This window comes from Moorena producens 3L, from assembly GCF_000211815.1.
GTDB lineage: Bacteria > Cyanobacteriota > Cyanobacteriia > Cyanobacteriales > Coleofasciculaceae > Moorena > Moorena producens.
Window position 1 is genome coordinate 209,888 of the sequence record NZ_GL890973.1, and the last position, 17,396, is coordinate 227,283.

14 protein-coding genes are annotated in these 17,396 nt (G+C 43.7%); 5 read left to right on the forward strand and 9 right to left on the reverse strand.

Annotated elements, in window-relative coordinates; all coding sequences use genetic code 11:
- Window positions 1-650: 650 nt before the first annotated feature.
- The 6 genes from LYNGBM3L_RS32580 to LYNGBM3L_RS48155 form a co-directional block, all read right to left on the reverse strand.
- Window positions 651-2,285 (reverse strand): amidase family protein, encoded by a 1,635-nt coding sequence (locus tag LYNGBM3L_RS32580; RefSeq protein ID WP_008191468.1) that lies wholly within the window; start codon window positions 2,283-2,285, stop codon window positions 651-653.
- Between the two features lie 123 nt (window positions 2,286-2,408).
- Window positions 2,409-2,678 (reverse strand): DDE transposase, encoded by a 270-nt coding sequence (locus tag LYNGBM3L_RS32585; protein WP_008191471.1) that lies wholly within the window; start codon window positions 2,676-2,678, stop codon window positions 2,409-2,411.
- 154 nt (window positions 2,679-2,832) lie between these two features.
- Window positions 2,833-3,981 carry an RNA-guided endonuclease InsQ/TnpB family protein gene (locus LYNGBM3L_RS32590; RefSeq protein WP_008191473.1) on the reverse strand — a complete coding sequence of 383 codons (1,149 nt, stop codon included), beginning with the start codon at window positions 3,979-3,981 and terminating at the stop codon, window positions 2,833-2,835.
- A gap of 56 nt (window positions 3,982-4,037) precedes the next feature.
- Window positions 4,038-4,517: an IS607 family transposase gene (locus LYNGBM3L_RS32595; protein WP_008191475.1), complete on the reverse strand. Its 480-nt coding sequence runs from the start codon at window positions 4,515-4,517 to the stop codon at window positions 4,038-4,040.
- Between the two features lie 579 nt (window positions 4,518-5,096).
- A complete protein-coding gene (locus LYNGBM3L_RS32600; protein WP_131826843.1) occupies window positions 5,097-5,327 on the reverse strand; it encodes a hypothetical protein in 231 nt (76 codons plus the stop codon).
- A complete protein-coding gene (locus tag LYNGBM3L_RS48155; RefSeq protein ID WP_008191478.1) occupies window positions 5,302-5,463 on the reverse strand; it encodes a hypothetical protein in 162 nt (53 codons plus the stop codon). Before LYNGBM3L_RS48155 ends, LYNGBM3L_RS32600 begins: the two co-directional genes overlap by 26 nt.
- 197 nt (window positions 5,464-5,660) lie before the next feature.
- Here LYNGBM3L_RS48155 and LYNGBM3L_RS32605 point away from each other — a divergent pair, with 197 nt between their 5' ends.
- The 3 genes from LYNGBM3L_RS32605 (at window position 5,661) to LYNGBM3L_RS32615 (ending at window position 9,979) form a co-directional block, all read left to right on the forward strand.
- Complete coding sequence (locus tag LYNGBM3L_RS32605) at window positions 5,661-6,365, forward strand: OB-fold-containig protein (RefSeq protein ID WP_008191480.1); 705 nt, start codon at window positions 5,661-5,663, stop codon at window positions 6,363-6,365.
- A 116-nt stretch (window positions 6,366-6,481) separates the two neighbouring features.
- Window positions 6,482-8,587, forward strand: a complete 2,106-nt coding sequence (locus LYNGBM3L_RS32610; protein WP_131826844.1) for a flotillin family protein — start codon at window positions 6,482-6,484, stop codon at window positions 8,585-8,587.
- Between the two features lie 228 nt (window positions 8,588-8,815).
- Window positions 8,816-9,979 (forward strand): GuaB3 family IMP dehydrogenase-related protein, encoded by a 1,164-nt coding sequence (locus LYNGBM3L_RS32615; protein ID WP_008191485.1) that lies wholly within the window; start codon window positions 8,816-8,818, stop codon window positions 9,977-9,979.
- A gap of 582 nt (window positions 9,980-10,561) precedes the next feature.
- Here LYNGBM3L_RS32615 and LYNGBM3L_RS44785 read toward each other — a convergent pair.
- Window positions 10,562-10,735: a hypothetical protein gene (locus LYNGBM3L_RS44785; protein WP_154659989.1), complete on the reverse strand. Its 174-nt coding sequence runs from the start codon at window positions 10,733-10,735 to the stop codon at window positions 10,562-10,564.
- 429 nt (window positions 10,736-11,164) lie between these two features.
- Here LYNGBM3L_RS44785 and trxA point away from each other — a divergent pair, with 429 nt between their 5' ends.
- Window positions 11,165-11,488, forward strand: coding sequence for a thioredoxin (gene trxA, locus LYNGBM3L_RS32620; protein ID WP_008191489.1), 324 nt, complete (start codon window positions 11,165-11,167; stop codon window positions 11,486-11,488).
- Between the two features lie 66 nt (window positions 11,489-11,554).
- Here the strand turns inward: trxA and LYNGBM3L_RS32625 are convergent, their stop codons facing one another.
- Together LYNGBM3L_RS32625 and LYNGBM3L_RS32630 are read right to left on the reverse strand one after the other, a co-directional pair.
- A complete protein-coding gene (locus LYNGBM3L_RS32625) occupies window positions 11,555-14,515 on the reverse strand; it encodes a methyl-accepting chemotaxis protein (protein ID WP_008191491.1) in 2,961 nt (986 codons plus the stop codon).
- A 443-nt stretch (window positions 14,516-14,958) separates the two neighbouring features.
- Window positions 14,959-15,321, reverse strand: a complete 363-nt coding sequence (locus LYNGBM3L_RS32630) for a response regulator transcription factor (protein ID WP_008191493.1) — start codon at window positions 15,319-15,321, stop codon at window positions 14,959-14,961.
- Between the two features lie 532 nt (window positions 15,322-15,853).
- On the opposite strand from LYNGBM3L_RS32630, the gene LYNGBM3L_RS32635 reads away from it, so the two are divergent.
- Complete coding sequence (locus tag LYNGBM3L_RS32635; RefSeq protein WP_008191495.1) at window positions 15,854-17,056, forward strand: aminotransferase class V-fold PLP-dependent enzyme; 1,203 nt, start codon at window positions 15,854-15,856, stop codon at window positions 17,054-17,056.
- Window positions 17,057-17,396: the final 340 nt, after the last annotated feature.

The following is a 17,396-nucleotide window of genomic DNA, read 5'->3' on the forward strand; positions in this document are numbered from 1 at the left end:
GGCTGATGCCTTGCTAGAGAAACCCAGACTGTTTTTAAGTCTTCAGCAAGTCCTGATAATAGTGTGTCCTATCACCTGTAGTTTAAGCAACGCCAAAACTCCTGTACATTAAATTAAGTTAAGTTTTGTTACAAAAAGCCAACTTCAGTCATAAAAGTTAAGGGTTAACCCTGATAAGTATTTAGTGACTCAACCCTTGAGTATATGCCCTTACTAATCAGTTTGGTGATTGCCGCAGTAGCTACTTACCTTTCTCTGAACACTACAGAAGAAATCTTGAAAGTGGCATCATTATTAATAGTGATAATTTGCCTGTTGCTAAGCTTTGTTTTTGCTCCACTACTAATTAAAGTGTTGATTGTCGGAATTTTCCTAGTAATTCCGACAATCCCCAAGAAATCTTAAGTCTTGTGGCTGAATGCTTAAACCCACATTCTGCAGGTTGGAGAGGAGATTAGAAAAACCCCTACAATAACTCGTAGAGGTTTGTGAATGATTTCGATTGATTTATTGGTTGTTACTAGATTGCTGAATTAGGCCATCTAAAATAGTTCCGATTGGCTCATTAGCAGCACTAGTAGTACCTTGATACTCAGTTATTTGTGATTTGGTCTGTACTTGTCTAGATCCCAAAAAATCTCAGTTACCCACTAATAGTCAAAATTTTCACCAGGCAAAGCAGGAGTGGTTGTTGGAGGTCGCCGAAACTGGGTTGCCTGTTCATAAGCATAAGCGAATCCCAGTAAGGTAGGCTCACTGTAAGGCTTACCAAAGAAAGTCAGTCCTAGGGGTAATCCCTGCTCAGTAAAGCCCATTGCCACGGAAATGCCGGGAAAACCAGAAACATTGGCTAAGTACCCTGGTATGTAGGGGTCATTTGAGGCACATTGATAGGTTGGATCCTCGACATTATAGAGCGGACCGGCAGGACAAGTCATGGTGGGCCAAATAATCGCGTCGAGATTTTGGGCATTCATAATCGATAAAATCTCCTGGCGAACCCTGGGAAACTCGAAATGGAGAATATAAAGATATTCGGTATCAGCCAGTTCTGGATGCTTTAAAGACTCTCCAAACCCTCCGACGCGACCGGGATTGAGAGCCTGTTCTGAATTGACTAATGGGTTAGATAAGCTCATCGAATACATTTCCCTCAGGGTGTCAGGGAATGGAAGCTGGAGGTTTTTGAGGTAACTATCGATCTGGGGTTCAAACTCAGCCTCTGTTACCTCTTCCATGAAAGGCCAGAGGTTTTCCAATTTGGGAGAGAAATCCACCGACTCAACTGTTGCACCTAATTCCCTCAGCTTAGCAACTGCTGCATCAGTTGCAGCATCTACCTCAGGGTTCCCACCCCGAAAATCAATCGCCACCCCAATTCTTGCCCCTTTTAGGGCTTTTTTATTGAGAAACTGGGTGTAGTCCTTATATGTTTTCCCAACACTTTCCAGGGTACGGTAATCATTGGGATCAACCCCTGCCATTACACCCAAAGCGATCGCTGCATCTGTCACGGTTCGAGCCATAGGGCCTGCACTATCAAAGGAGAGGGTTAGGGGGATAATACCATCTCGACTAACCAGTCCCTGAGTGGGTTTGATACCGACAAGACCTGCTACTGCTGCAGGGCCACGAATTGAGCCTGAAGTATCGCTTCCGGTGGCTAAAACAGCAAAATTTGCCGCAATTACAGCCCCACTGCCTCCACTCGAACCCGAAGGATCACGAGTTAATTTGTAGGGATTGCGTGTCAGTCCCCCAAGGGAACTGTAACCTAGCCTACCATAGGATTCAGCAAATTCACTCATGTTTGCTTTACCAAGAATAATGGCTCCTGCCTCTCGCAACTTCTTAACAGTAAAAGCATCATCGGGGGGTAAGGAACCTTCCAGCAGCACCGATCCTCCTGTTGTGGGTAAATCGGTAGTGTCATAGTTATCTTTCAGAATGATGGGGATGCCATGTAAAGGACTTCGCGGTCCTTTCTGCTGGCGTTCTTGGTCTAACTCCCTTGCTTCTTTAAGGGCATTGTTATTGATAGAAATTAGCCCATTAATTTTCGGTCCCTGATCGTCATAGGCTTCAATACGATTGAGATAAAGTTGCACTAATTGTTCGGAAGTGAGTGCATTCTTCTCAAAAGCTTGGTTAATCTCTGCGATTGTTGCTTCCCTGAGACGAAAGGTCTCAGCGACTGCCTCTGAGGGAAAAGTACTCAGACCTAACATGAAAAGATAAGTCAGCCCTTGTTTAGCTATTTGCCACCAGGTCAGTTTTTGTTTCATATATAAATTGAAATTGCCGCATCAAGAATATTACTGATTGAACTAAGAGGATGTTTCACAAGTGATCAGAGGTCAAATTTTAGGCCAAGCGGCGATCCATGATCCGTATCATAGCCAGATAAATCAATGTCTCTGATGTTTGAGCCAATAACTCATAAGTCTCTGACCATATCGACAGCATCCCATCAGCCAACCAAAAGTGCGCTCCACTACCCAACGCTTTTTAAGCAGTACGAAGCTTTTGGTCTGTTGGGGTCGGAGTAAGAATTGTACCATCCAACCGCACAAATCCATGACCCACATGATCAAAGGCTCACAACTATTGCCTCCATCAACCCAAATCAGATACAACCGCGAGACCGCCTTGCCCATCTGTTTGACTTTGTCGAGCACTCGTTTACCGATACTTTTTAGCTACCAAAATCTACCAAAGTACATCTTAGCCCGCCAATGCAAGCTGATTTCTCAGCCAGGGGGTATCTCCCAAAGCGCGAAGAAAAATTCCTCGCGCGCCATTGATGTCCCGTTCGCGAAGCGTGACCAAAGGTCAATCCATTACCTGACCATCAATTCTTGACTTAATAGTCTTGTTACCGCCAATGTTTACTAATTCGCCAGTCCAACTAACAGTTTTACTGGTATAAGCTTCACAGACGTCAACTACAAACTTCCCTGTCTCTTGAGCCTTATGCTTGAGAAACTCTTTGAAACGATAGTGAGCAAATGATAGTAAGTTGCGAACCGTTTTAGATCTGATTTTTCTGTTTCCTTTTTTGGACATTTCAGAAGTTTCAAAAGTAGGAAGCAGTATCACATCAAAGTTATCTACTAGGAATCGGGCAGCTTTGTGATGTAATTCGTTGATCAGATTTTTGATCTTGATGACTATCCGTCTGGCCGCTTTTCTCATCCGATATTTCTGCTTGCCTTTTGCTTTACTTATTTTTGACAAAAGGCAATCGAGATGGGAACAAAGTCGCTGAACCCGAGAAAAGTCACCATTCCCAATCTTACCAACAGAAGTCTCACTAAAAAAGGTCAAAAATGTCCTAACACCGGGGTCTAAAGCCACTACTATACCTTGGTTTTCGGTCTTAATTTGAGTTGTCTTGTGGGGAACTGTTAAGTAGTAGTTCCCATTGGTGCTAGTTAATCGACAGTCCCCAATCTGATCGGGGACTGTCTCAGCAAAGGTCAATCTACCTAGTTTTGTGTGATAAACACCTTTGTCTGAGACAGCTGACTTCGGGATATAACAAGACTGAACTGGATTCTTACGAGACCTAAATCGAACTCGGTTAATTTGCCCAGTCTTCTTAGATTTTTTCTTCGCCTCCCTAACAGCAGTGCAAGCATCCTTAATCGCTATGGATTTAATCTGATAAGGCACTGTCCCGCACCATTCAGGAAGACCATGCAATATTCCGGTTTTAAGGGCTTTCCAGTTAGCTTTTATTTCGCCATTTTGCAGTATTTTGACGGTTTTATTAAAAACATACCGGGACACTCCGAACCACTTACGGACAGTCGCCCTCTGCTGTGCATCCAGGAATATCCGGATCTTTTTTGATTTTTGACCCGTACTTCCTGAGTCCGTGGACAAGGCAACAGAAGACGTGAATGATTCAGAGAAGATCTGCGGTAAGCTCGGATTCTGGACAACTTTCAGGTTGGTCGAGAACCAAGATTTTTCCACCGTTGAGACTGACCGGAGATGAAACCTTAGAGTAGTGCAGCCTTACTACAAAACCTTTACCCTATGCTGCATAATTTACCAACTATAAAGGCTGCACTACTCTTACGGTAACTTCTAACCAAGTACTCAATGAGTTCAAACCCAAATCGGGTAAGTCTGTCTCTACAGGCAACAACAATCGTGAGCTGATCACAGCGCATAAGTCGCTCCAGTATGGTTCTAAGACCAAAGCGTTTGTAGTTAAGTCCTGAACCGATGTCCTGGATGATTTCTGCTTGCGGGAAGAGGGAGTGCATGTAGGCAACTTGTCTGGCAAGGTCGTCAAATTGTTTGCTACTACTGACTCGGCAGTAACAGATTGTAGCCCGTTGAATTCCTTGGCTTTTCCCAAGGCGTTGGAGACTACCTGTGTCAAAGAGCCTGTATCCGCTTGGGGTTCTTTCAGATTTGATCGTGCCATTGTCTGCGTACTTCCTTAAGGTGTTCCTGGAGAGTCCCGTAAGTTCGACCGCCTTACGGATTGGTACTAATGCCATTATTTAAGTCTAACAAATAATTCTAGAGATTGTTAGACTTTGTTAAACTTTTTACTACTGTTTACCAACCCTCAAATTGTTCCGTCCTATAGCAGTCGAAGCAAATAATAGGACATACTAGTCATCAAGTCAATGGTTATTAATTAATTAATAAAAGCCTAGTTTCTGACAGTTACGATTTAAGAACAAAAGTCATGAGTGCTATTGACGATGCCATGGGAAAAACTCAAGCTAGTCATATCTTGGAAATTAGCCGAAATACAATTATCTGCTTAAAAAAGAGAAAGTCAACAGAAAATTATAGGTAAAAAGAGGGTTATAAAAATAGATAAACTCCGAAAATCAGGGATTTTTATTAATTTATTGATATTAAAAAAATCAGTTAATTTAATAACGAAATAGCAAAGTTGTGAAAAAAAAATTATTTATATCACTATAAAGCAAGCCTTAAAAATTATTTTTATCCGAAAAAATAAACTTACGGCTATGGAGAAAATAATGAATAAAAAAGGCAAGATTTTCTAGATAAAATTTCTAAAGCGATGCAGAGGTGCGACCCGTGGCGAATTTAATTACGGGTCAAGCGCACCTAAGCGGTCTTGGGGTTTTCCGCCATGAGCGACTGCCGTGGGCTTGAACGTGATAGGTGATGTCGTTCGGTTGGGTTCGAGCTTTGGGCTTGCCCCGTTTCTGATAGTGGGGTTTCGACACCACAGTGCGGGTCTCCAGTCGATGCCAGGGTAAGCGCTGTTCAAATTGATCGAGACCAGCCCATGCATCTGGCTCACAGGCCAACTCTTGCACGCTCAATTTCTGTAGTTTGGTTTGCCAGTGGGGTGTTGCAATGGCTAAGTTTCTTCTGCAGTTGCTTTAGGTCAGACTCCTTGGGCTTCTGACTTTCTACCACAAACCAGTGTTGTTGCACTCCTGGGTATTTGCTATACATTCTCGGATCAGCGATAGCCTTCTATTCCTTTCTCAGTTAATTGTGATTGTGAGACTTTAAAGTCCGGAATATCGGCTAATGGTTAATCTTTCAAGAACATTAAAAATACTATACATTTTCCCGATTTCCAAGAAAGCAGTCGTTAGGCTGAATATATAGAGCAACAATTCATTCAAAAAACGCGATCGCATACACCCATGCTATTTAACCTAGCCAACCTCCCCTACTGGATCTTTTTGGGTATGGGAGTTCTACTGTTTCTGTTAGTCATTGTTTCTGGTGGCGGAGACGATGACATTGATATAGATGCAGATCTAGATCTAGATGTGGATCTCAATGTAGATGTGGATGTCGGTACTGATACAGATACTGATGCCGATGATGATTTAGGTGGTATTGAAATTCTAGGATGGGTAGGTATCGGCAAAGCCCCCCTAATTTTACTCTTGGCAACAGACTGTAGTCTTTTGGGACTTTTCGGCTGGATGTTCAATGTCATGATTGGTGGTGTTACTGGCAGTATTCCCACTGGGTTTTTGGCAGGGGTGGTATCAGTAATGTCATTGTTCCTGACCCTAGTTACCGGAGGATTCATCTCTCGACCGATAGGAAAAATTTTCGCCTCCTTTGGAGAAGATACCAGTAGCGATCGCTTAATTGGCTGTCAAGGTACAGTTTCATCTGCCACCCTTCCCAAGGAAAACCAAGGCAAAATCGGTCAAGTCGATGTCCTAGATCCAGCTCGTAATTTAGTTACAGTCAATGCCACCTTACCAAATTGGGCAACAGTTACTCCTAAACGGGGGAACAAAGTGTTAGTGATTGACCGACACCATCATAACTATCTCGTAGTGCTTAAAGATAGTGCTGATCAGCAAGCCTGGTTTGACAATGCTTATTAGTCAGCAAAGGCCCACAACCTGCTGTGATGTATATCAGTTCGTCAAGATTATCATAAATTTTCTGATTTTCCCTGATTAGTATATAGAGCTCCATTTATCAGCAAATCGATTTAGCCATGTCAAACTCATCGATGAATACAACAACAGTGCAAACTGTTCCGGTACAGTCATCTATAGCCCAGCTTCCTCCTGGAATTCTATTTTTCCCCGGTGTAATTGGAGGTCTGATTGTATTATTGCTATTAAGCATCTGGGCTTACACCAGAGTTTATGTCATCACCCCCAACAACGAAGCATTTTTGCGGACAGGTGGTGTCTTTGTCAAAAAGAAAACGGTTATTCTCAGTGGCGGGTGTGTGGTTTTGCCAGGATTTCATGAACTTACCCGTATCCCACTCAGAGAAATTTCTATTGATGTTGAGCGAACCGGTAACCTAGCAGTTCGGACCCAAGATTACCTGCGGGCTAATATGCGGGTAACCTTTTATGTCTGTATCAATGCCAATGAAGACGATGTGATTACCGCTGCCCAACGACTATCTCGTGAAGGTAAAATTTCCCCCGAAGATATTAAAGAAGCTATCGAAAAACGGGCGGATGATGCTATTAGAGCAGCAGCCAAGAAAAAGAATTTGGCAGAAATTGATTCCGATAAATTAGGATTTGCTGATGAAGTGTTGAATTTAATTCAGCAAGACTTAAGAAAAGTCGGATTAACCCTCAATAATATCGCGATTTCTGAGATAGAAGAAAGTGATACCTACGATACGAATAACTTCTTTGATGCCCAAGGAGTACGTCTGCGCACGGAAACTATTCAAAAATCAATTCAGCAAAAAACTGAAGTTGAGCTAAATACCAAAGTTGCCATTGAAGAGAAAGAACTCAACGCTGAAAAGCAATCCCTACGCATTGCCCAAGAACAAGAAGAAGCGAAACTGGGTCAAAAGCTTGAGGTTGAAGCCCTAAAAGCCCAGCGTGAGCGGGAAATCGAAGAAGCTAAAGCCACAGAAGCAGCCACAATTCAGCGGACTAAAATTTTACAGAATAAGTCTGTAGAAGAGGAAGAAATTCGGAAACTACTGGCCTTGCAGCAAAGCCAAATTGAAGCCGATATCACCCTAGAGGAAAGGAATAAAGCCCTTAAGGTAGCACAAACCCTGCAAAAACAAGAAGCTGAATTGGCAGAAATTAATCGTCAGAAAACCTTAGAAGAGGAAAAGATTCAACAACAGCTGGGAGTCCAAGCTAAGAAAATTCAGGCAGATATTGAATTAGAAGAACGGAATAAAGCCCTCAAGGTGGCACAAATCCTGCAAAAACAGGAAGCAGAAGTAGCTGAAGTTACTCGTCAGAAAACCGTCGATGCTGCGTTGCTTAATTCTCAGGTAGAATTGGCAGAAGCAGAACGAGAGTCAAAAATTGCTCAACAAGACGCTGCGATCGCAATTTCTGAAAAAGAACGCGATCGCTTCAATTCCGAAGCCGAACGAGCTCAAGCTGAAGCCGCTGTAGCCACGGCTAAGGAAGTAGAAGAGGCCGAACGGCAACAACGCCTTTCTATGATTGCTGCTGAACAAGAAGCCGAACAACGGCGGATTGGTGAGCAAAACGTGGTGGAAATCGATGTATTCCGCCGGTCTCGTCAAGCTGAAGCAGCCAGACAAGCAGCAGAACTAGAAGCTGAGTCGATCCGCACCCTAGCAGACGCAAATCGGGATAAAGCCTTGGCAGAGGCAGAAGGTAAACGATCCCTGATCGAAGCCGAAAATTCCATCAGCGATGCTCAGCTAACTGCTAAAATCATCACTACCATATGGCCAGAGTTGGCAAATCAACTACCAGAAATTGCCAAAGCCTTGGCTCCCCAGCCAGGAATTTTGGGAGATACTCGGATTTACTCCTTCCCCGGTGTCAATGGCAATAATGGTAACGGAGCTAGCAGTGTAGGTGACATCAACAAACTACTACTGTCTACCAGTGGCTTATCAATGATTAATGGTTTGTTAGAGGAAGGCAAGCTAGGGGAGTTGATTAGTCAAATCCGCCAGATGATGACTCACAACAGTAGCACAATCACCAGTAACACAATCACACCAAAGGAGAAGAAAACCCCGACCACGGATATCATCCCATCACGGCCACCAGCAACCTCAAACCTTACCGAAAAAAACCACCTTACCCAGCCAAGCATCAAGAAACCGAAATCAGGGAAAGGCTAAGGTGCGCTTGACCTTGGCGAATTAAATTCGCTATAGGTGGGCTTTCCAATGGGCGAGTAAATCGCCCTTGGATCCCACCTCAAGGTGCGCGAACGGGCGCGCACCTGAAGTATTAAGAATTCATAATTGATACTTCATGCTTCACAATTCATAGTTTCTTTGTATAGTTCGAGCAATCTTCGCTCCAATTTGATAACCTAGCTAAAATAATCTCGGAAGAAAAACAGCGTGGATATTCAAATTGGGCGAGGTAAGATAGCTCGCAGAGCCTACGGCATCGATGAAATTGCACTTGTTCCCGGACAGCGGACACTCGACCCCAGTTTGGCTGATACTCGCTGGCGTATTGGCGGTATTGAACGAGAAATTCCTATTATCGCCAGCGCTATGGATGGGGTGATTGATGTGTCCATGGCAGTCAAGTTGTCCCAAATTGGGGCAATGGGGGTTCTCAACTTAGAAGGGATTCAAACCCGTTATTCTGACCCATCACCCATTCTAGACCGCATTGCCTCGGTGGGAAATTCTGAGTTTGTTCCCCTGATGCAGGAACTTTATAGTTCACCGATTAAGCCAGAATTGATTACCCAGCGAATTCGGGAAATCAAAGACCAAGGTGCTATTGCAGCTGTGAGTCTGACCCCTGCTGGAGCCAGTAAATATAGTCAGGTAGTGGCAGAGGCTGGTGCTGATTTAATGTTTGTTCAAGCAACAGTCGTTTCTACAGCTCACCTGTCACCAGAGTCCATCAATCCCCTGGATTTGGCACAGTTTTGTCAGGATATGCCCATGCCAGTAATTTTGGGGAATTGCGTGACCTACGACGTTGCCCTCAATTTGATGAAAGTTGGGGCAACTGCTGTCTTGGTGGGTATTGGTCCTGGTGCTGCTTGTACCTCTCGGGGTGTCTTGGGTGTCGGTGTACCTCAGGCAACAGCAGTTGCAGATTGCGCTGCTGCCCGTGACGACTACTATCTCGAAACCGGTAACTATGTGCAAGTGATTGCTGATGGCGGTTTAATTACAGGAGGTGACATCTGTAAGTGTATTGCTTGTGGTGCTGATGGGGTGATGATTGGTTCTCCTTTCGCCCGTGCCAAAGAAGCTCCCGGACAAGGATTTCATTGGGGGATGGCAACCCCTTCCAGCGTGCTACCCCGTGGGACACGAATTAAAGTGGGCAGCACTGGCACACTTGAGCAAATTCTGACTGGACCAGCCCAAATGGATGATGGCACCCACAACCTTTTGGGAGCATTGAAAACCAGTATGGGAACCCTCGGAGCAAAAAACCTCAAGGAAATGCAACAAGTGGAAGTAGTGATTGCTCCCTCTCTGCTAACAGAAGGAAAAGTATACCAGAAAGCTCAGCAGTTGGGTATGGGTAAATAATATAGTGTCTAGTTGAATACTTATCATTCTTGGTTGTTCATCAATTTAAAATTGAAACTTGACCATTGACAATTACCAAATATTATGGTATTAGATATATCAGCTTTTCTACAGCTTTCTAAAGTTCACTAACAACTGTTGTCAATAGTTCAAGCACAATAGTTCAAGCACAATAGTTCAAGCACAATAGTTCAAGCACAATAGTTCAAGCACAATAGTTCAAGCAATGAGTAGATATACTTATCACGCTCACCGCCTATCGTCAAAATTTTTCGACTGGTAGGATTTTTTCAGAAAGTGCCGGAAAACCTGGTATCATTAAATAAATCTATGACATTGAAGCATCAGACAGCTAATCAAATCTGTTTTGTAGTAAATGTCAAATATGCCCAGATTCTGGGCAAGCGCTTTTGGGAAAATCCCAAAAGCTTTGAGAGATACCTCCCCATCAGTTAATGATGTGCTATACAAGGCTTCTGCAGATGCGGCGGAAATGCTGGGTTAAATGTATCTGGCTTGGAAATTGCTGAAAAAAAATCAACGGTGACATACAATGGAAAAAGCGGAGACAAATGTTTCCGTTCACTCCTCACACCACACTCCGCCCGGACCTAGTTCGGGCGGTTCCTTATTTGGCTCATTTTGAAGGTTGTTCGCCTTTGGCGTCCCTTGTAGGGTAGGTTGTTCGCGTAGCGTGGCCAATAGGCCAAGGTTAGCTGGTTGAAGGTTGTTCGCGTAGCGTGGCCAATAGCCCAAGGTTAGCTGGTTGAAGGTTGTTCGCGTAGCGTGGCCAATAGCCCAAGGTTAGCTGGTTGAAGGTTGAAAGTTGAGAAGATAACCTGTAACCTTCAAACTGCCACCTGTAACCTGTAACCTAATAACCTGTAACCTAATAACCTGTAACCTAATAACCTGTAACCTAATAACCTGTAACCTAATAACCTGTAACCTAATAACCTGTAACCTGTAACCTGTAACCTGTAACCTTCAACCTGTAACCTTCAACCTGTAACCTTCAACCTGTAACCTTCAACCTGTAACCTTCAACCTGTAACTTCTAACCGCGTCACCTGCTGTTCCCGCCCCATGGGAGTGTCAACTTTTGCCCAAGATATTTAATCGGTGTTGTGACTATGGTAGAATTTCGTAGGTACGTAGCAAAAGTATTCGCAAGGATTTCCAGGCATGTCAAAAGCCGCCCCAGTTACAGACTCCAGCTTTCAGAAAGAGGTACTTGAGAGCGACATCCCAGTATTGGTAGATTTTTGGGCACCTTGGTGCGGTCCCTGTCGGATGGTGTCTCCGGTTGTAGATGAGATAGCAGACCAGTACGAGGGTCAGGTGAAAGTCGTTAAGCTGAACACCGACGAAAATCCTAAGGTGGCAGGTGATTATGGTATCCGCAGCATACCAACGTTGATGATTTTCAAGGGAGGTCAACGAGTAGATATGGTGGTGGGTGCAGTCCCCAAAACTACCTTGGGGAATACTCTCGAAAAGCACCTCTAATGGCAAAAGGCTTGTAGGCAAAAGGGGAAATGTAAAAGATTGCTTCCCACCTCCTCAGCTCCTCAGCTATTCGTCACCAATCTTAAATTGACCAACGGACATCTGCAACTTCTGGGCAACCTCTACAGTTGTTCGTAGGGATTGAGAGACTTCCCCAGAAGAATGAGAGGTTTGTCGGGAGGTGGCAGCAATTTCCTGTATTAAGTCAGTAACGTCCCGAGATGTTTTGGCTTGGGAAACTGTGGCGTTAGAAATAGATTGGACTAACTGGTCAATCTCATGGGAGACGGCAACAATTTCTTCTAGGCTCTGTTTAGCCTTGAAAACCATTTGGGTTCCATCAACCACTTGTTTTTTTCCGTCTTCCATGGCTTTGACCACCTCTTGGGTTTCCTGCTGAATGGTGTCAATCACCTGTTCAATGTCTTTGATGGCATTGGCTGACTGGGTTGCTAGTCTACCCACTTGTTCCGCAATCACTCGAAACCCTTCTCCCTCTTCTCCCGCACGGCTCGCTTCAATCCCAGCATTGACTGACAGTAAATTAGTCTGTACGGCTATTTCCTGTACCAACCCCACTACTTTAGCAATCTCCTGAGAAGATTCCCCTAGCAGCTTTACTTTTTTTGCTGTGTTGACTACAGTCTCTCGCAAATTTACAATAGTCTTAACTGTGCTATCCATGGCTTGCCCACTAGTAAGGGCAGCGTTTGAGGCGATGTGAGAAACGTCTGCTGCTTGGCGGGCATTTTTTGAGACGGCTTCAATCGAGTACATCATCTGCTCAATAGAGCTTAGAGTGTTGGTAACCTTATCTGACTGCTCGATGGCTTGCTGGGCTAATTCACCCACTGCCTGTTCATCAGCAGCAACAGCAGTATTAACTTGGGTCGAGGCAAGTTTGACCTGGATCACAATTTGCCGCAAACTTTCAATCAGGGCATTGAAGAAGTCCGCCACTGTACCAATTTCCCCCTCACCCACTTCCGCCCGGACTGTGAGGTCTCCCTTGGCAGCATTTTCCACATTATACAAAAGTTCCAGTACTTGGTGCTGGAGTGCTTCTTTTTGCTGACGTTGTTCAATAGCATTTAACTCCGCCGCCCGGCGTGCTTGTTCGATTTGGTCAGAGGTTGATGCTGCTTTCTTTAGCGCTAAGTCCGCGTCTACTCGTGCTTGTTGTAACTGTTCAAACAGATCAGCTTGGTTGAGGGCAAAGCCAATCTGAATCGCCAATTGCTTTAATAAATCCGCCTCTTCTGGCTGCCAGTCCCGTGGCTCAGAACACTGGTGAGCACATAATAAACCTACCAGTTCCTCCTCATGCAAAATGGGCGCAACTATGTTGGCTTTGACCTGTAGCCGTTCGAGAATCTCACAGTGGCAGCCCGTTAAGCTAGCTTCATAAACGTTATGGCAAACCCAAACTCGCCCGCTTCTGAACCGATCCACAGACCCTGGCCGCAATGGGTCATTGATAAATTTCCCCATGGCTTGAATCCAACCAGGTGCTACGGATTCCGCCATGATTGTTCCACTATCCCACCCTTCATTGAATCTATAGATCACCACCCGGTCGGTTTGCAAGATGCTGCGAACTCCATCTACTGAGGTACTGAGGATATTTTCTGATGTCACAGATTTATAAATAAGGCTGGTAAACTCAGCCAATAACTGGGAGCGCTCCGCTATGGCTTGCTGCAGAAAAGCCTGTTGAGCGAGAGCTTCTTCCTTAGATACGATGTTGTCAGCAAGTTTATTGAAGGTATCTGCCAGTTGACCAAGTTCATCAGTAGCTATTACCTCAGCACGGGTTTGGCGATCGCCTGCTGCAAATTTATGGGTAGTCTGGTGTAGCCTTTTAATCGGTTCAGCAATAGACCGCCCCAGCAGAATTGCCAAAAATACATCTATTGCTAATGCCAAGAACCCAATCGACCCTTGTACCAGTAGGCTACCTGTAAGAAAATCATTCAGGTCAGATTCGCTAGTCCCCCGGACTAATACTGCCACCGGTTCTCCCTGAGAATCCATTAGAGCTTTTGCTGCCATGGTGTAGGTTTGCTCTCCTACCTTCTGACGGTCGGTAACTAACTCGCCCACTTTACCAACATTAACAGCTTTCTCAAGTAGGGATTGGTTAGGTAAGGGAAGATCAGATTGGGCTTGCTCCAAATTGGCAGCTTTACCTTGGTCTAAGGCTGTTACTAAAGCAAATTCTCCCGAAGGCTGACGCAAATAAACAGCACTGTAGCCTCCGTTAAAGGTTTTCAGGGTTTCCTTGACAATCGGTTCCTTGCCATTAACAATATCCCCAGAAACCAAAGCACCAATCACCTCGTCAGTTTTTCGGTCTTTTACTGGTGTGACCGTGTAACGAATTAGGGCACCTTGCTTTAGGGCATCTTGCTTGATCAACCCCTCAGGCAAAGGGGGTGATTCTTTTTTTAATTCTTCCCAGCTTACAATTTGATTGGCTGTAATTTGCTGAGACTGCTTGAGGACTTGACTAACCAGGTTATTGGGATCAAACCTTTCTTCTTTCCGGTCAGCATTAGCATTAACAATAATTCGTAAATCTTTGTCCACCAGAGTGGCATATTCAATCTGGCGAGCCTTAACTTCATTCTGGAGAATCTGCTTAACTTGTCCCTTTAATGACTTGGACAATAACTGATTTCTACTATGGGCAAGAGCAGCTTCAATAATAGCAGTATTTTCCGATTGACCACGGAAACCAAACCCCATTTGGTTGATTTTAATGTTGTAGTTGATTTCTGTGACAGCCAATTCTGACTGAGCTTGTCCACGTAATTGTGCTCTTCCTCCGAATATAATTAATATTGCTCCTACACCCATTAGTGCAGCCACAGAGATTACTTCGGAGGAAAACAAACTAACAATTTGCTTACTCCTAACTGGTAAGTTATAAAACCATTGTAGGCGTGATTTTTTGCTTTGTTGAGAATAAGAAATTCTGAGGGTAGTCGTTGGCTTGATTACGGGGCGCAATTGTCTACCTGTCATTATTAAGTAACTATCCAACTAGTTTAATTAAAAAAAAATAAAAAAAATTATAAGTATCTTATTATTTTTTTTATTTGAATTTTTTGTGATTTCAATAAAATAGAATAAATTTTATTTTTTTTATAGCGGAGCTCATATTAATGAGGTACAGACACCTATTTTTACCCTGTGCCCTGATCCGAAGTTCCCTGTTCCCTAAAATCCAAAACTTGTGGACTTCACCTATTTGATGATAAATGCTATAATTTTTATGACAGTACTGTGTTGCCTGTAATATCGCTAGCCACAAAAAAAAAATAATCGCAATAATAATAACAGAAATAAATTAATTTAAATTAAATCGATTTTTATCTATTACTTTTATCTCTTTTAAGAGATAAATTATTAGGGGCTAATTAGTGTTATGACTCCTATGAATCAAATGATGTGAATCAACTGATGACTCAAACCACAGCCAACTTAACAATGTCCACTAGCTGCTGTTTAGAAAAAGGTTTGGTGAGATAGGCATCAGCCCCTTGTTTCATACCCCATAGACGGTCGATGTCCTGATTTTTAGAAGAACAAATAACAATGGGAATGCTAGTGGTATCCCGATGGTTCTTCAGGCTGCGGCACAACTCAAAGCCACTCATTCCTGGCATAACTATATCTAGAACTATAACATCAGGTTTTTCCGTTACTGCCTTATCCAAAGCATCTTTAGCATCGGCAATACAAATAACTGTGTTACCACTTTCCCGTAGGTATCTAGCCATTAACTCTAACTGAGCCAGGTTATCTTCAACAATCAAAACTTTACTCATAGTTCAATTAATTGGTGTTTAACACTATAATCTAATCATGAACTTGTTGACTGTTGACTATTGGTTTACTATTGACTGTTGACTGTCCAATAGGGTCAACTCAACAAAAAACGTTCAATTCAATAAACTTTTCAAGTTTAGTCAAGTTTGATTTTCATTGACCTAGTAAAAAATAAAAGTTTTATAAAACTTTTATAAAACTTTTATAAAACTTTTATAATTAATACGGCTAATTAGACCGGTTCTAGCTTACTGCTATGGACTTAATCCAAAGACAGTAGTAGAGTCAGTTGACTGGAGCATACATAATAAAATAACCCCAAGACCAACGGATTAGTGTTAGCTACCGTCAACTGAGGAATTGCTTAAATTTTATACATATGCACTTGACAAGCTCAAGCAGAGCTGTAGAAATGCACTAAATTTGCGCTGTTTAAATTAAGACATATGTCTTAGTTCAATATATCCAAAAAATTTTAGCTTGTCCACGGGGCTAATAAGATAAAATACCACGGGAATGACTAAAATGCTCATGACTGGTATATCTCCTACAGCAACTCCACGGGAAATCCACCGACAGCAATTTCCGGCATTAGCCCACAAAGCCTATTTCAATTTTGGGGGCCAAGGGACTCTGCCTCTGGCATCTCTAAATGCTATCCAACAAGCCTATGAGTATCTGCAGCGCTATGGCCCATTCTCTGGTAAAGTCAATGACTGGGTTACCGAGGAATCCCACAAAACTAGAAGTGCGATCGCATCAGAGTTGGGGACATCAGCAGACACCATCACCCTAACCGAAAATGTTACCGTTGGCTGCAATATTGCGATGTGGGGGATTGATTGGCAACCGGGTGATCACATCCTGATGAGTGATTGTGAACACCAAAGCATTATCGCTACTGCCCAGGAAATTTCCCGTCGGTATCAGGTAGAGGTATCTACTTGTCCAATTATGGCAACTCTAAATCAGGGAGACCCCACTAAAACTATTGAGCAATACTTACGACCTCAGACCCGATTGGTGGTATTGAGTGATCTACTTTGGAATACCGGTCAAGTATTGCCAGTCAAGGATATTACTCATGTGTGTCACAACTACGATCAGAGTAGCCAATTGGTGAGGGTTCTAGTGGATGCAGCTCAGTCAGTAGGTTCTTTGCCGTTAAACTTAACCGAACTGGGGGCAGATTTCTATGCCTTTACCGGTCACAAGTGGTGGTGTGGCCCAGCAGGAGTGGGAGGTCTCTATGTGAGTCCAGATGCCTTGGGCAGCCTCAATCCTACATTTATTGGTTGGCGGGGGATTATTCTGGATAAAGCTGGGAAACCTGTGGATTGGCAACCAGATGGACAGAGATTTGAAGTGGCTACCTCGGCTTATCCCCTGTATGGAGGATTACGTAGTGCGATCGCAATTCATCAGCAATGGGGAACTGCTGAGGAACGTTATCACCAAATTTGTCAATTGAGTGAATACCTATGGCAAGGCTTATCGAAATTAGAAGCAGTCAGCTGTTTGGCTACTTTACCTCCCAAAGCTGGTCTGGTGTCCTTTGTGTTGACTAATGGCAAGCGCCATAACACCTTAGTAGAGTTTCTGGAGCAGCAAGGCTTTTTGCTACGAACTCTCCGAGACCCAGACTGTGTCCGTGCCTGTGTTCACTACTTCACCCAGCCGGATGAAATTGATAGGTTGATTGAGGCCATTGATGGGTTTAGTTCTGATAATTAATCAGAAAAGCTTAAGTCAAAGCTTAAGTCAAAGTTTAAGGAAAGATGCACCCCATTAGATAGTCATGGCCTACGATTCACACACATTTCATACTTTCAATAATGAGGGGTTAGTGTTTGCGATCGCATTTGCAGTTAGGTTTGTTTTGTATTAGTTGATGTCTTTTTTCGTTGACGATTGACCGATTGACCCTTAACGGTTGATAGTTCACTGTCTTGATGCAATAGCGAGTGGGGGAAACCACGGCAATAGCGAGTGGGGGAGACCACGGCAATAGCGAGTGGGGGGAACCCCCTTTGGCGGCGCTGCCTCCCCAAGACCGCGCTGCCTCCCCAAGACC